Source organism: Methylobacterium sp. J-090, from assembly GCF_022829345.1.
In the GTDB taxonomy this organism is placed as follows: domain Bacteria; phylum Pseudomonadota; class Alphaproteobacteria; order Rhizobiales; family Beijerinckiaceae; genus Methylobacterium.
The window spans coordinates 266827-279114 of sequence record NZ_JAKSXV010000096.1 but is presented as its reverse complement, the minus strand read 5'-3'; the positions used below and the strand labels follow the sequence as shown (position 1 = coordinate 279114).

Sequence of the window (12288 nt, the reverse complement as noted above, 5' to 3'; positions counted from 1 at the left end):
GACAGTCGGTTCCGGGGACGGGTGCGGGTGTCGCGGCCGGTCCCACGGGCAAGGAACGGGTCGCGTGGCGGTTCTCGAAGACCTCAAGGTCGATCTCACGGTGGTGCTCGGGCGTCGGCACATGCCCCTGCACCTCCTGCTGCGCATGGGCCGCGGCGCGGTGATCGAGCTCGAATCCACCGAGACCGATATGGTGGAGATTCTGGCCAACGACCACCCGATCGCGCGCGGCCAGATCGTGGTGACGGGAAACCGCATCTCCGTCGAGGTCACAGAGTTGATCCGGAAGGCCGAGGTGGTGCGCCTGCCCGGTGTCACCATCGGCGAAGGCGCGGTCCCGGTGCTCGACGGCGTCGATTTCCTCTGAACCCGCTTGTCGGCTCCAAATCCATCTGCTAGTTGCTGCGCCGCGCCAGACGAAACGGACGCCACGCCTTAACCGGCCGGCTCCGAGACGATGGTGACGACGATGCGGCCATGGCGGAATTGGTAGACGCGCTAGCTTGAGGTGCTAGTCCTGCAAGGGGTGGAGGTTCGAGTCCTCTTGGCCGCACCAACTTGATCGAGTTGGTGCTTATGTTTTCGGAGGTTGGGCGAGGGGTTATCCGTCGGCCTCCAATTTCGGATATGATCGTCTGCTTCCAGTCAGTCGGCGCTGAGCCGCGACGGTGGCGATTTATGTCGGGGCCCGCGAGCGGGCCGAATACTTTTCAGAAGCTTGTCGGTCGACGTCGGGGCGTGGCTCGTGATGGCCGGGATCGCCCGAGACGCGACAGCCTGAAACGAGAAAAGGCCGAAGCAGTGCCCCGGCCTTCGCGTGTCAGGTCTGACGGCGGGTCGCCTTACTGGCGCGGAGCCTGTGAGTTGCCCGCGGCGCCGGTGCCGACGCCGGTGTTGGAACTCGCACCCGTGCCGCCACCCATGTTGCCCGCGCCACCCTCACGGCCGGGAGTGCCGCCGACGGTGCCCGTGGTGTTGCCGGTGGCGGAACCGGTCATCCGCTCATCGACCTTCTCACCGCTGCTTTTGACGCTGCCGGGGTTGTTCATGTTGCCGGTCGCACTGCCGCCGCCGGCTGCGGTCTGAGCGAAGGCGGCTCCCGTCAGAGACAGGATCAACGAGGTGGCGATGGCGAAAGTCTTCGTGCGCATGGTGCGTTTCATCCCAAGTTTCGGTTGGATGATGAACGCGCCAGCCTCCGTATTCGTTCGCCAGGCGGAGGAAATAAAAACTCCAAAAACCGGCATGGTCTTCGGATCCGCCTTTGATGCCTGCTGATGTTCGCGTCGGCGTACGGGGTCGCGGCGCCGCGTGCTGGATACTGTTAGATCTTTTGCTCTCTTCGAGCCTTGGCGCTGTCGGCCCGCCCGTGTCGTGGCGAGGCTCGCGGATGGCTGCGCCAAACGCACGCGCCGTCCATTTGGGGCGAACCATGCGGGGCGAACCGTGGCGCCGCGCCATGCGTTGATCCGGTATCTCCTCCGATCCCGGCCACCACGGACGCCCGATGACCGATAGCCAGACGCCCGATCCGCACGCGCCGAAATCGGTGAACGTCTCCGAGCCTTGGACCCGTGCCTACTGGGCCCGCTACTTCGAGGTGCCGGTGGAAGAGATCGAGGCCGCCGTCGCGGCCGTGGGTGAGGACCCCGCCACCGTCGCGGCACAGCTCGGTCGTTCCTGGCCATCCCCGGATGGCGGTATCGTCTGACGCTCGGTCGGACGACGCCCGGCGACGGCTTCGCGACGCGGACATCGATCTCGCTCGGACGGCGCGCGGGCCGACCGAGCAGCGTCTGCGCTCTCACCAAGTGGCGGCGGCCTCAGGCCTCCGCACCGAACAGATCGACGGTGACGAAGCCGCGGGCTTCCATGCGCTCGGTGATCACCCGACGATGGCAGCGGGTGGGGTCGCGCTCGAAACACATCAGGCAGGTCGGACTGCGGGCGGCCAGGTCGCAGAGGGCGTCGAGGGCGAGGCCGCCATCGGCGGTGTCGAGCACTTCCTCGCAGTAGATCTTGCGCATGAGCGCGGCATCGTCCGCCCGTGCCGCCTGACGGCCGGACTTGGGTGTCCCGAGGGTCCGGGCGTGGTCGTAGGCCAGTCCCGCCGATTCCAGACCGGCCTTGAGCGCGCCTTTCGAGAAACCGCGCTTGCGCGAGTTCGCCACCGCCCGGACATCGGCCAGGGTGCCGACGCCGGCATCCGTCAATGTGATGGTGAAGCGCTCCGGATCGAGGCCTTCATAGCCGATGGTGAACACAGTCTTGCGCATTCGGGTCCTTCCGCAAATGGCGAGCGTCGGCCGGGACTTAGGCGTTGCGGTCCGGGCTGCCAATCGCCGGGCCTGCGGCTTATAAGTCTGCGCGGCCACGGCTTCCGGAAAACCGCCGCATTGCCGTCAAAGCTCTGTTAACCGCGCACGGGCATGCCTTAGCCCATGTTGCGTGCGTGGAAAGTGATGGGCCGGGCATCGATGTCGCTGACGAACGGGACTGCCCCGACCCCCTCTCGCCATCGTGACGGTCAAGCGCGCCGCAAGGTGCGCCTCGGTGGCTGGGCGACGCGCGTCGCCGGTGCCGCCCTCCTCGCGGCGCTCGCCGCCTGCTCCGGCACAACGGACTTCTACCCGACCAAGGGCGACGTGAAGCCCCATCCGGGCGTCGCCCGCGCCAAGCAGCATCCGATCCAGGGCATCGACATCTCGAAATGGCAGGGCCCCATCGATTGGGCGTCGGTGCGTGCGGCCGGCACCCAGTTCGCCTTCATCAAGGCGACGGAGGGCGGCGACCATGTGGATGAGCGGTTCCGCGACAATTGGGACGGGGCGGCCCGCGCCGGCGTGCCGCGCGGCGCCTACCACTTCGTGTTCTGGTGCCGCTCGGCCCAGGACCAGATGGCGTGGTTCAAGAAGAACGTCCCGTCCGATCCCACCGCCCTCCCCCCGGTCCTCGACGTCGAGTGGAACGGTCATTCGCAGCTCTGCCCGAAGAAGCTGCCGAAGGCCCAGGCGCTCGCGATGATCCGCTACATGCTCGATGAGATGGAGCGCTACACCGGCAAGCGGCCGATCATCTACACCGACATCACCTTCCACAAGGATGTCCTCGAGGACGAACTGCCCGACTACCCGCACTGGGTCCGCTCCACGGCGGCCGAGCCGGAACACCGCTTCGCCAAACGCCGGTGGATGCTGTGGCAGTTCACCTCCACCGGCCGGGTGCCGGGGGTTCGCGGCGATGTCGATCGCAACGCCTTCTACGGCACCACCGCCGAGTGGGCGTCGTTCCTCGCCACCGATTGCGACCCGCGCGACCACTCGTCCCTCGCCGACCGTGGCCTCTGCGCCGGCAAATAGAGGTCCGATCAGGCGCCGGCGTTCAGCACGGTGGTGAGCACCGTGCCGTAGTGGCAGGCGGTGGCGGCGAGCACGAAGGCGTGCCAGATGGCGTTCTGGTACGGCAGGCTGCGCCAGACGTGGAACACCACGCCGAAGGAATAGAGCAGGCCGCCGATGGCCAGCAGCCACAGCGCATCGGGCTGGAGCCGCGCGATCACCGAATCGTAGGCAACGAGGCCGCTCCAGCCGAGAAGCAGGTAGAGGCCGATGGCGGCCCGGTCGAACCGCCCCGGCATCGTCAGCTTGAGGGCGATGCCGATGCCGGCGACGAGCCACACGGTCGCGAGCAGGCTCCAGGCGATGGTGCCCACGCCCGCCAGCGCCACCAGCGGCGTGTAGGTTCCGGCGATCATGAGGTAGATCAGCGCGTGATCGGCGCGGCGCAGCAACCACTTGCGGCGACCGACGGGCCACATGTTGTAGGTGGCCGAAACACCGAGCATCGAGACGAGGGCGGCCGCATAGACGACCACCGCCGCCTGATCCGTGGCCGTGAGCGGCGCCAGGGCCGCCAGGATCACGATGGCGATGGCCCCGGCGAGGCCGAGAGCCACGCCGAGGAAATGGACGACTCCGTCGGCCAGGATCTCCCGCCGGGTATAGTTCCAGTTCAGCCCCGCCGGGCGTCCATCCTCTGCCAGGAACATCGCTGACTCCGATCGGTCATGCGAAAGCTACGCTCGGGTGAGCACAAGCGTTCCCGGTGAAAACTACCGAGCGCGCGTCGTCCACAGGAATAAGCTGCGTTGAGACGGGTCGTCCTCCGTCGCGTAGCCTGAAGCTGAACGGGAAGCCGAAGCTTTACCCTGCCAGAAGCCCGGAATAGCGGCTCGCGATCACCACGGCCCAGGCGACCCCCAGCACGCCCGTCAGACCGAAGACGATGCGGCGGGTGTGCCGGTCCCGCCTGTTGCGTCGAACGGAGATTTCCTGAGGCCGGGGCGGCGCGGTCTTCGCGGTGTCCATGTCCGAGGTCGGCTCTACCAGGGGCTTACCAAGCGTCATGCGGTCGTGGTCCTCGTTGGTTGGGCGCGGGAAGAACGCGAGATGCCGAGCGTCGCTGCGGGAGTAACGTCCGTTCGCCGATCCGGTTCGCTGCAGTGCAATAGCGCGTGGCATTCCAACGATGATGCCTGGGGACGGGGATGGGAAGAGCCGTCCACCCGGCCGCGTGCGTCCCGTCACGGAACGGGATTTCGCCTCGGATTGAAATCCGGTGGGTTCGCGGCGGTCCCGCGCGACCGCGTCAGGCCGAGCGACCGGTCAGGGCCTCGAAACCGAAGGCCGGAACCGCTTCGGGCCGCATCGGCCGGGCCGCCGTCCCGGGACTGAGGCGAGCGTGGACGGTGGCCATCGTGAGGACCGCCATGGCGAAGACCTGATGGCCGAGTCCGGCCCAGAGCGGGACGGCGAGGAGCAGGGTCGTCACGCCCAGAACGGCCTGGGCGAGGACGAGGCCGGCCACACCCGCGGCGCGCCGTGCCGTGCCGCTGCCCGGGAGGGTCCGGCGCGCATCGGCCGCGTGGATCACCGCCACGACGAGGAGGAGGTAGGCGGTCAGGCGGTGATTGAGCTGCACCAGGGCGTGATTGTCGATGAAGTTCTCGATCCAGGGTCGGATGGCGAAGAGCTCGGCGAGCGGCGGCGCGAAGGCGCCGTCCATGCCCGGCCAAGTGTTGTAGACGAGCCCCGCCTTCGAGCCCGCCACGAGCCCGCCGAGGAAGATCTGTCCCAGCGCCAGGACCATCACGGCCCATGTCGTGCGGTTGAGCCGGGCCGGCACCGGCGCGGCGGGGGCGGCGCGCAGGCCGGCGGCGAGCCAGACGAGGCCGGCGAGGATGAGGCTCGCGGTGGTGAGATGCAGGGCGAGCTTCAACGGGGCGACGGCCGTCATGCCGGGCTGGAGGCCGGAAGCGACCATGATCCAGCCGATGGCGCCCTGGAGGCCGCCGAGCAGGCCGAGGCCGAAGAGCCCGAGGCCGAGACGCCGGCTCAGGAGCCCGCGCCACCAGAACCACAGCAGGGGCAGGAAGAACGCGAGGCCGACGAAGCGCCCGAGGAACCGATGGCCCCATTCCCAGGCGTAGATCGTCTTGAAGTCCGACAGACCCATCCCCTGGTTGAGGATGCGGTATTGCGGGGTGTCCTTGTACTTGTCGAACTCCGCCGTCCAGGCTTCGGCCGAGAGCGGAGGCACGGCGCCGGTCACCGGACGCCACTCGGTGATGGAGAGCCCCGAGCCCGTCAGGCGGGTGGCTCCGCCCACGGCCACCATACAGACCACCAGCACCGCCAGCGCGTAGAGCCATGCGCGGACGGCACGGAGTCCGCCGTCCTGGTTGACTGCACTCTTCGACATCATCGCGTCATCCCGCCCGCCACCCGGCGGCTCTCATCCGAGACCGCGGAGGTAGACGGGGGCCGGCGCGAGGGCAACGTCTTCCGACGACGCAGCGGCCTCTTACGGGAAGCGCCTATTCGGCGGCGGCGAGTTCCCGGCTCCGGTTCAGCGCCATGAGATCGAGGAAGGCGACCACGAGCCAGGGGCAGGCGATTCCGATGAAGAAGGCCATCCGTGTTGCCTCGTTCCGCGTGACGATGCCCGATCATAGGCAGCTCGACACGATGATAGGCGACTTGCGCCGCGCCGCAAGCGGTCAAACACGTGCCTCGACGGGGGCCGTTCTCACGCCGTCGCGCCGGCGACCCACCGGAAAGCGAGGCCGAGCAACACGCCGGCTCCGAGGACGCGCCGCCAGGGGTTGACGCCGCGCGCCAGTTCGTCCGCGGCCCAGACGATCAGCGCCACGGTACCCGCGCCCCGCAGGATCGTTCCGGTGAGGCCCGCCGGCGCGAAGGCCCAGTCGCCGCCGGCGCAGAGACCGAAGATCACCAGGGGCGCGTTCGGCCATTGTCCGATGGTGATCGCGCCGGTTCGGCGGTCGCGCAGCCACCAGTCGCGCGCGCGGACGATGGCGCTCAGGTGCGCCGGGCTCCGTCGGCCTCGCGCATGGGCTCGCAGATCTTCGGGCTCATCTTGTCGAGGTGCTCGCAGGCATTGCGCAGGTACCAGGTCCGCATGTCGGGCTGCGACGGCGCCACGTACATCCCGACCAGGATGAACGCGATGGCGCCGACGATGACGAGGGTGAGAAGGCTACGCATGGAGTCGCTCCGAGGGGTCGGCCCGTGGATAGAAGGTTCGCGATGGCCTGTCCCGCGCCTTCCAACGCACGAGCGCCCAAAAAGAAGCAGCCCGCCGCCGCAGGGGCGAACAGGCTGTTTGAAAGGCTTGGAAGGAAGCGAGGCTGTTGAGACCCGCTTCGACAACCTGCGACAATCGCGGCCAGTTCCGCGAGCCGGCAAAAAATCAGCCGGCCTCGAACAGGGGTACGATCCGCATGCCGGGCACCAGGACGAGACCCTTGTCGGTGATGCGGATTTCCGGGATCACCGAGAGCGGGATCAGGTTGAAGCCCATGTAGGGGATGGCGCAACCCGCCCGCGTCCAGGCTTCCTTCAGGACGCGCACCTCCTCGGCCACCGCCGTGACGCGTTTGTCGGAAAGGAGGCCGGCGACCGGCAGGGGCACCAGGGCGACGACTTCGCCGTCCTCCACCACGCAGACGCCGCCCTGAATCGTGCCGATGGCCTCGAGCGCCACCCGCATGTCGGCCTCGTTCAGGCCGGCGACGATGACGTTGTGCGAATCGTGGCCGACGCTGCTCGCCACGGCGCCGCGCTTCAGCCCGAACGCTCGCAGGAGCCCGTGGGCGACGGTGCCGGACCGGCCGTGGCGCTCGATCACGGTGACGAAGGTGAGGTCGTTGTCGGCCAGCGTCGCCGCCCAGTCGGCGCCGGGGGCGAGGTCGACCACCTCGTGGGTCAGTTCGATGCCCGGCAGCGTGGTGCGGATGGCGTTAACCCGCACCGGCCCCGCCGGCAGCGCGGGGATCAGGGCCGGCAGGGGGTCGGGCAGGTGCATCGTGGCGTAGGCCGGGGCCGGATAGCGGTAGGGACGCGACAGGGCCGCGTCGAGGAGCGGGGTGATCGCCCGGTCCTTCACCACGCATTCGCCGCCGTACCACGTCGATCGCGGCACGAAATCGTCGTCGAGGAGCACGAGGTCGGCCCGCCGCCCGCCGCCGAAGCCGCCGATCTCGCCGTCGAGGCCGTAGCGGGTCGCCGGGTGGAGCGAGCCCATGGACCAAGCCTGGGCCTTGGGGATGCCGAGGCGCACGGCCTCGCGCACCACCCAGTCGAGGCCGAAGGCGAGGAGGTCCTGCGCGTCGCGGTCGTCGGTGCAGACGCAGACGCGCTTGGCCGAGGCGCCATAGTCGAGCACCGTGCCGATGGCCTTGGGCAGGCTGTGCCACGGCGTGGTCGGCGGGCCGCCGCGCAGGTAGATCCACACGCCGGCCTCCAGCAGATCGTCTGCGATGTCCCGGTCGATGGCCTCGTGGGTGTCGGTGACGCCGCTGGCGGCGTAGGCGGCGACGAAGCCGCGCCCGTAGATATGGCCGGAGACCGGACGTCCGCGTTCCAGGGACGCCTGGATGATGGCGTGCGCGCGCGGATCGCCCTCGCACACGGCGACGAAATCCATCTTCTCGCCCAAGCCGATGGCTTCGGGCCAAGCGTCGAACAGGGCCGCGATCTTGCCCGCCGTCAGGTCGCCGCCGGCCGTCTCGAGGTCAGGCGAGGTCGCCGGCACGGTGCTGGGCACCGTGAGATAGATGTTGAGCGGGGCCTGGCGGGCATCCTCCAGCATCCACGCGACGCCGTTCACGTCGAGGACGTTGCCGATCTCGTGGCTGTCGCAGACGATGGTGGTGGTGCCGTTGAGGAGGGCGGCTTCGGCGTAGGCGCAGGCCGTCACCATGCTGCTCTCGATGTGCAGGTGCGGGTCGACGAGGCCGGGCGCCAGGAGCCCGCCGCCGAGATCGACCCGCTCGGCCGCGCCCTTGTAGGCACCCGCCGGCCTTACGGCGGCGATGCGTCCGCCACTGATCCAGACCTCGCGGTCGGGCAGAATGCGCTCCGAATAGGTCGAGAGCAGGCGCGCGCCGGTGAGGACCCGGTCGGGCTCGGCCCGCCCCGAGGCCACGGCCGCGAGGTGTCGGGTCATCGTGGCGAGAGGCGCGACGGAGAAGCGGGTCAACAATGGTCTGTCGGTCATGCCGTCTCCCCGGGGCTTCGTCCCCGCACTGCGCGATCCTGACGCCGCGCATGCCGCGTGCCAAGAGCTCTCGGTGAAGGGCCGCCGCCGACCGGACGGCTTGCCAATCGCGTCCCGCGATCCCATTTAGGAGCCATGCCGGTCGCGACCCTCATCGCTCGACCGGAGACGGCCACGATGATGGTTTGGGGTGACGCCGGATGTACGCGCACCCTGGGCCTCTCCGTGGCCGTTGGCTTTTGCCCGATCCCCCGTTCCAGCGTCCGAGCACCGTTCCGTCATGGCCAAACGCACGAAGTCGAAACCGCAGGAGCGTGGCTCCGTCCTGTTCGACGTCCTCTACGAGGACGAGTCCCGCGCCTCGAATCGGCGCGTTCCCATGGAGATCCTCGGCGGCCTCGACGGCGACGCGCCGGCCCGCGAGATCATCGAGGAGCAGGACCGGGCCATCGCCGAGAAGTCGGGCCGCCCCCTGAAGCCGATCCGGAGTCTGACCCGCTCGCCCATCCGCGTGCCGAGCGCCGTCACGGGCGATTGATGGACGAGGCCCGGGCGGCCGTTTCGCGAAAACGACCGCCCGATCTCAGGCCTTCTTCAGGAACTGGGCCTTCAGCACCAGGCCTTTGACCTTCTCGGCGTTGCACTCGATCTCGTCGGGGTCGCCCGTCAGGCGGATGTTCCTGATCAATGTTCCGCGCTTCAGCACCGTCGACGTGCCTTTCACCTTGAGATCCTTGATCAGGGTCACCGAATCGCCATCGGCGAGCTTGGTGCCGTTGGAATCCTTCGTGTCGTCCATGGTCCCGTCGCGTCCTCAGGCCATCGGCGGGGTGTAGGGCTGGCCCGCATCCGTGAGGGCCCGGTCCACGGCTTCGATGGCCAGGAGGATGCGCATCAGGTCCTCGGCGGCGGAGGCGGCGGCGAGTTCGCTGGCACCGATGCGCTTCGACAGGGCGCTGCGCTGTCGGGCCAGACTGGCGCGCGCCCGGTTCAGGTCGGTGATGTCCTCGGGCGTCATGGTCTCGTCTCCCCTGGGGCTCGCGCAGGGCCGGGCCGGCCGATGGGCCGCTAGGCCCCTCGCGCGGCGTTACGAGCGATGCCGCCTTTGGCCCTCCGACGCAATGTCGGAATGACGGGACCTCAGAACAACAGGCCTTGCGCGTCCTCGTCGCTGGAGCGCGGCCGATCCGCCTCCGGCGTGGCGGCCGCTTCGAGCGCTCCCCTCGGCTTCGCGAGGGGCACGACGAGGTCCGGCTCGTCGTTGCGGGCGTCGTTCACGCGCGGGCTGACGGGATCGAGGGTGAGCCACTCGTCGGGGCACGGCCGGCACAGGGCTGCGGCGGTCCCGGGTTCGACGCCGCGCGTATCGAGCCAGGGCTCGATCTCTCCCGGCGACAGGATCGCCGGCATCCGGTCGTGGACGGCCGCCATCACCCCGTTGGCTCCGGTTGTGACGATGGCGGCCGTGTCGATCTCCGAGCCGTCGGCCCCGAGCCAGTTCTCCCACAGGCCGGCGAGTGCCATGGGGGCACCGTCGGCGCGGCGGATCATGAACGGCGTCTGCGTCGCGGTCCTGCCCGTGCCCTCGCAGCGCCACTCGTAGAAGCCGTCGGCGAGGAAGACGCAGCGGCGGTGGCGCAGCGCCCCGCGAAACGTCGGTTTCTCCTGGATCGTCTCGACGCGGGCGTTGATGACGAGGGGAAACCCCTTCGGGTCCTTGAGCCAGCTCGGCCACAGGCCCCAGCGCACGAGACGGAAGTGGCGGCCTCCGTTCTCGAAGTGGACGATCGGCACCGGCTGGGTCGGCGCGATGTTGTAGCGCGCCGGGAAGTTCGGCTGCTCGACATAGCCGTAGAACAGGCGATGGATTTCCGGCGCCTGGAGGGCGAAATAGCGACCGCACATGGTGCGGACCATCGACAATCCGGCGCGGTGGAGCAAGCCCCGCCGCGCCGGATCGAACCCGTTGGGAGTTGGGAGAGGGGGCGTCCGGTGCGCCTCAGGCGGCCCGGATCGTCGCGAGGAAGCGCCCGACCTCGGCGCCGAGATGCTCGGATTGCCGCGAGAGCTCGGAGGCCGAGGCCAGGACCTGGGCGGCGGCGGCGCCCGTCTCCTCGGCGGCTCCCGCGACCCCGGCGATGTTGTGCGTAACCTCGCCGGTGCCGGCGGCGGCCTGGGACACGTTGCGAACGATCTCCTGCGTCGCGGCGCCCTGCTGCTCCACCGCCGCGGCGATGGAGGTCGCCACGGTACTGATCTCACCGATGCGGCCCTGGATCGCCTCGATGGCCCGCACGCTCTGGCCCGTCGCCCCCTGGATGCGGGCGATCTGGGTGCCGATCTCGTCGGTGGCGCGTGCGGTCTGGTTCGCCAGCTCCTTCACCTCGGCCGCAACGACGGCGAAGCCTCGTCCGGCCTCGCCGGCGCGGGCCGCCTCGATGGTGGCGTTGAGCGCCAGCAGGTTGGTCTGGCCCGCGATGTCGGAGATGAGCTTGACCACATCGCCAATGCGGGCGGTGGCACCGCTGAGCTCCTGGATCAGGGCGGCGGTCGAGCTGGATTCCGCCACGGCGATTTCGGCGAGGCTCGCCGAGCCCTGGACCTGCCGGCCGATCTCCTGGACCGAGGACCCGAGTTCCTCGGCGGCGGCCGCCACGGTCTCGACGTTGGAGGCGGCCTCCTCAGCTGCGGCCGCCACCGAGATGGACTGGCTCGCCGTCTGGGACGCCGTCGCGGTCATCGCCTGGGCCGTGGCCTGCAGCTCGGTGGCGGCGGACCCCACCGATCCGACGATGCCGCCGACGGCGCGCTCGAATCCGTCGGCCATGTCGCGCATGGTCTGCCGCCGCTGGGTCTCGGCTCCGGCCCGCGCCAGGACCGTCTCCTCCTCCAGCGCCTTCATCCGGACGAGCCCGTCCTTGAACACCTGTACGGCGTCGGCGATGCGGCCGATCTCGGTGGCGCTGCCCCGATGCGGGATCGCCGCCGAAAGATCGCCCTGGGCCAAGGCGGTCATCGGGCGCACCACGGACTCGATGCTGCGCGCGATTCCCCGGATGATGACGGTGGCGAGGAGGATGGCGAGCAGCGCGGCACCGGCGATCGCCGCGAGGGCGATGGTCCGGGTCCGTTCCGTGACGGCCTTTCCGTCCGCCTCCGCGCGGGCGGCGCCCTCGTTGTTGAGGGCGATGATCTTCTCGAGGGACACGGAAGCGCGGCGGCGGGGCTCCACGCCCTCTGAGGAATAGAGCGCGTAGGCCTTGGCCTGCTCGCCGCCGCGGGCTGTGGCGAAGATCCGGTCGGCGACAGCGAAGAAGCCCGTCACTTGGCGGCGGAACTCCTCGTAATGCGCCCGCTCGTCGGGAGAACTGATCAGCCGTGCGTAGGCGTCCGACCGCTCGGCGATCTGCGCGCGCCGCTTGACCATGTCCGCCTCGATCTTGGCGAGATCGGCGGCGTCCGTCGTCTGCGTCGCGCGCAGCAGGCTGGTCGTGTAGCGGGCAAGCGAGACGTCGATCTCACCGGTCGTCCGGACGCTCGGGAGCCAGTTGGTCTGCACGTCGGTGAGGAGGCCGCTCGTCCGATCGACCCCGGAGATGCCCAGCCACCCGATTGCCAAGATGAAGAGGGTCACGGTGGCGAAGCTGGCGATCAGCTTCGCGCGGATGCTCGTGGACCTGAACAGCATGGGCAGCGCTCCGGAAGGCA

The 12288-nt window shown here is 69.3% G+C and carries 16 protein-coding genes and 1 tRNA gene; 5 read left to right on the top strand and 12 right to left on the bottom strand.

From position 1 onward, the window contains the following. The first annotated feature begins 64 nt into the window (after window positions 1-64). Together MKK49_RS18260 and MKK49_RS18255 are read left to right on the top strand one after the other, a co-directional pair. Window positions 65-367: a FliM/FliN family flagellar motor switch protein gene (locus tag MKK49_RS18260; RefSeq protein ID WP_056086060.1), complete on the top strand. Its 303-nt coding sequence runs from the start codon at window positions 65-67 to the stop codon at window positions 365-367. Between the two features lie 104 nt (window positions 368-471). Then, window positions 472-556: transfer RNA gene (locus MKK49_RS18255), tRNA-Leu, on the top strand. 286 nt (window positions 557-842) lie between these two features. On the opposite strand, the gene MKK49_RS18250 is transcribed toward MKK49_RS18255, so the two are convergent. Further along, entirely contained in the window at window positions 843-1163 is a 321-nt protein-coding gene (locus MKK49_RS18250) for a hypothetical protein (RefSeq protein WP_409565096.1), read from the bottom strand. A gap of 344 nt (window positions 1164-1507) precedes the next feature. Here MKK49_RS18250 and MKK49_RS18245 point away from each other — a divergent pair, with 344 nt between their 5' ends. Continuing rightward, window positions 1508-1711: a DUF3606 domain-containing protein gene (locus tag MKK49_RS18245; protein ID WP_244031071.1), complete on the top strand. Its 204-nt coding sequence runs from the start codon at window positions 1508-1510 to the stop codon at window positions 1709-1711. Between the two features lie 112 nt (window positions 1712-1823). Here MKK49_RS18245 and MKK49_RS18240 read toward each other — a convergent pair whose 3' ends face one another. Next, on the bottom strand, window positions 1824-2276 hold the full coding sequence (locus MKK49_RS18240; protein WP_244031070.1) for a DUF488 family protein: 453 nt from the start codon (window positions 2274-2276) through the stop codon (window positions 1824-1826). 186 nt (window positions 2277-2462) lie between these two features. On the opposite strand from MKK49_RS18240, the gene MKK49_RS18235 reads away from it, so the two are divergent. Beyond that, window positions 2463-3359 carry a glycoside hydrolase family 25 protein gene (locus MKK49_RS18235; protein ID WP_244031068.1) on the top strand — a complete coding sequence of 299 codons (897 nt, stop codon included), beginning with the start codon at window positions 2463-2465 and terminating at the stop codon, window positions 3357-3359. Between the two features lie 8 nt (window positions 3360-3367). Here MKK49_RS18235 and trhA read toward each other — a convergent pair whose 3' ends face one another. The 6 genes from trhA to MKK49_RS18205 all read right to left on the bottom strand — a co-directional run bounded on the left by trhA (window position 3368) and on the right by MKK49_RS18205 (window position 8580). Further along, on the bottom strand, window positions 3368-4048 hold the full coding sequence (gene trhA, locus MKK49_RS18230; RefSeq protein WP_244031067.1) for a PAQR family membrane homeostasis protein TrhA: 681 nt from the start codon (window positions 4046-4048) through the stop codon (window positions 3368-3370). A 154-nt stretch (window positions 4049-4202) separates the two neighbouring features. After that, window positions 4203-4406, bottom strand: coding sequence for a hypothetical protein (locus tag MKK49_RS18225; protein WP_244031066.1), 204 nt, complete (start codon window positions 4404-4406; stop codon window positions 4203-4205). A gap of 241 nt (window positions 4407-4647) precedes the next feature. Next, window positions 4648-5763, bottom strand: a complete 1116-nt coding sequence (locus MKK49_RS18220; RefSeq protein ID WP_244031065.1) for a COX15/CtaA family protein — start codon at window positions 5761-5763, stop codon at window positions 4648-4650. Between the two features lie 324 nt (window positions 5764-6087). After that, the gene (locus tag MKK49_RS18215) at window positions 6088-6375 is read right to left on the bottom strand and encodes a hypothetical protein (protein ID WP_244031279.1); all 288 of its coding nucleotides are present in this window, start codon (window positions 6373-6375) and stop codon (window positions 6088-6090) included. 5 nt (window positions 6376-6380) lie between these two features. After that, window positions 6381-6566 carry a hypothetical protein gene (locus MKK49_RS18210; RefSeq protein WP_244031064.1) on the bottom strand — a complete coding sequence of 62 codons (186 nt, stop codon included), beginning with the start codon at window positions 6564-6566 and terminating at the stop codon, window positions 6381-6383. A 205-nt stretch (window positions 6567-6771) separates the two neighbouring features. After that, entirely contained in the window at window positions 6772-8580 is a 1809-nt protein-coding gene (locus MKK49_RS18205; RefSeq protein ID WP_244031063.1) for an adenine deaminase, read from the bottom strand. A 280-nt stretch (window positions 8581-8860) separates the two neighbouring features. Here MKK49_RS18205 and MKK49_RS18200 point away from each other — a divergent pair, with 280 nt between their 5' ends. Beyond that, complete coding sequence (locus MKK49_RS18200) at window positions 8861-9118, top strand: hypothetical protein (protein ID WP_056086082.1); 258 nt, start codon at window positions 8861-8863, stop codon at window positions 9116-9118. A gap of 45 nt (window positions 9119-9163) precedes the next feature. Here MKK49_RS18200 and MKK49_RS18195 read toward each other — a convergent pair whose 3' ends face one another. The 4 genes from MKK49_RS18195 to MKK49_RS18180 all read right to left on the bottom strand — a co-directional run bounded on the left by MKK49_RS18195 (window position 9164) and on the right by MKK49_RS18180 (window position 12268). Continuing rightward, entirely contained in the window at window positions 9164-9379 is a 216-nt protein-coding gene (locus MKK49_RS18195) for an alkylphosphonate utilization protein (protein WP_244031062.1), read from the bottom strand. 15 nt (window positions 9380-9394) lie between these two features. Continuing rightward, window positions 9395-9598: a hypothetical protein gene (locus MKK49_RS18190; RefSeq protein WP_056385761.1), complete on the bottom strand. Its 204-nt coding sequence runs from the start codon at window positions 9596-9598 to the stop codon at window positions 9395-9397. Window positions 9599-9720: 122 nt separating this feature from the next. After that, window positions 9721-10485, bottom strand: a complete 765-nt coding sequence (locus MKK49_RS18185) for an SOS response-associated peptidase (protein WP_244031277.1) — start codon at window positions 10483-10485, stop codon at window positions 9721-9723. 94 nt (window positions 10486-10579) lie between these two features. Next, window positions 10580-12268, bottom strand: a complete 1689-nt coding sequence (locus tag MKK49_RS18180; RefSeq protein ID WP_244031060.1) for a methyl-accepting chemotaxis protein — start codon at window positions 12266-12268, stop codon at window positions 10580-10582. Between the last annotated feature and the right edge of the window lie 20 nt (window positions 12269-12288).

Coding starts and splice junctions, on each gene's coding strand:
- MKK49_RS18180 (WP_244031060.1), bottom strand. CDS start 12,268: ATGCTGTTCAGGTCCACGAGCATCCGCGCGAAGCTGATCGCCAGCTTC.
- MKK49_RS18220 (WP_244031065.1), bottom strand. CDS start 5,763: ATGATGTCGAAGAGTGCAGTCAACCAGGACGGCGGACTCCGTGCCGTC.
- MKK49_RS18240 (WP_244031070.1), bottom strand. CDS start 2,276: ATGCGCAAGACTGTGTTCACCATCGGCTATGAAGGCCTCGATCCGGAG.
- MKK49_RS18250 (WP_409565096.1), bottom strand. CDS start 1,163: ATGAAACGCACCATGCGCACGAAGACTTTCGCCATCGCCACCTCGTTG.
- MKK49_RS18195 (WP_244031062.1), bottom strand. CDS start 9,379: ATGGACGACACGAAGGATTCCAACGGCACCAAGCTCGCCGATGGCGAT.
- MKK49_RS18190 (WP_056385761.1), bottom strand. CDS start 9,598: ATGACGCCCGAGGACATCACCGACCTGAACCGGGCGCGCGCCAGTCTG.
- trhA (WP_244031067.1), bottom strand. CDS start 4,048: ATGTTCCTGGCAGAGGATGGACGCCCGGCGGGGCTGAACTGGAACTAT.
- MKK49_RS18245 (WP_244031071.1), top strand. CDS start 1,508: ATGACCGATAGCCAGACGCCCGATCCGCACGCGCCGAAATCGGTGAAC.
- MKK49_RS18205 (WP_244031063.1), bottom strand. CDS start 8,580: ATGACCGACAGACCATTGTTGACCCGCTTCTCCGTCGCGCCTCTCGCC.
- MKK49_RS18200 (WP_056086082.1), top strand. CDS start 8,861: ATGGCCAAACGCACGAAGTCGAAACCGCAGGAGCGTGGCTCCGTCCTG.
- MKK49_RS18210 (WP_244031064.1), bottom strand. CDS start 6,566: ATGCGTAGCCTTCTCACCCTCGTCATCGTCGGCGCCATCGCGTTCATC.
- MKK49_RS18185 (WP_244031277.1), bottom strand. CDS start 10,485: ATGTGCGGTCGCTATTTCGCCCTCCAGGCGCCGGAAATCCATCGCCTG.
- MKK49_RS18235 (WP_244031068.1), top strand. CDS start 2,463: ATGGGCCGGGCATCGATGTCGCTGACGAACGGGACTGCCCCGACCCCC.
- MKK49_RS18225 (WP_244031066.1), bottom strand. CDS start 4,406: ATGACGCTTGGTAAGCCCCTGGTAGAGCCGACCTCGGACATGGACACC.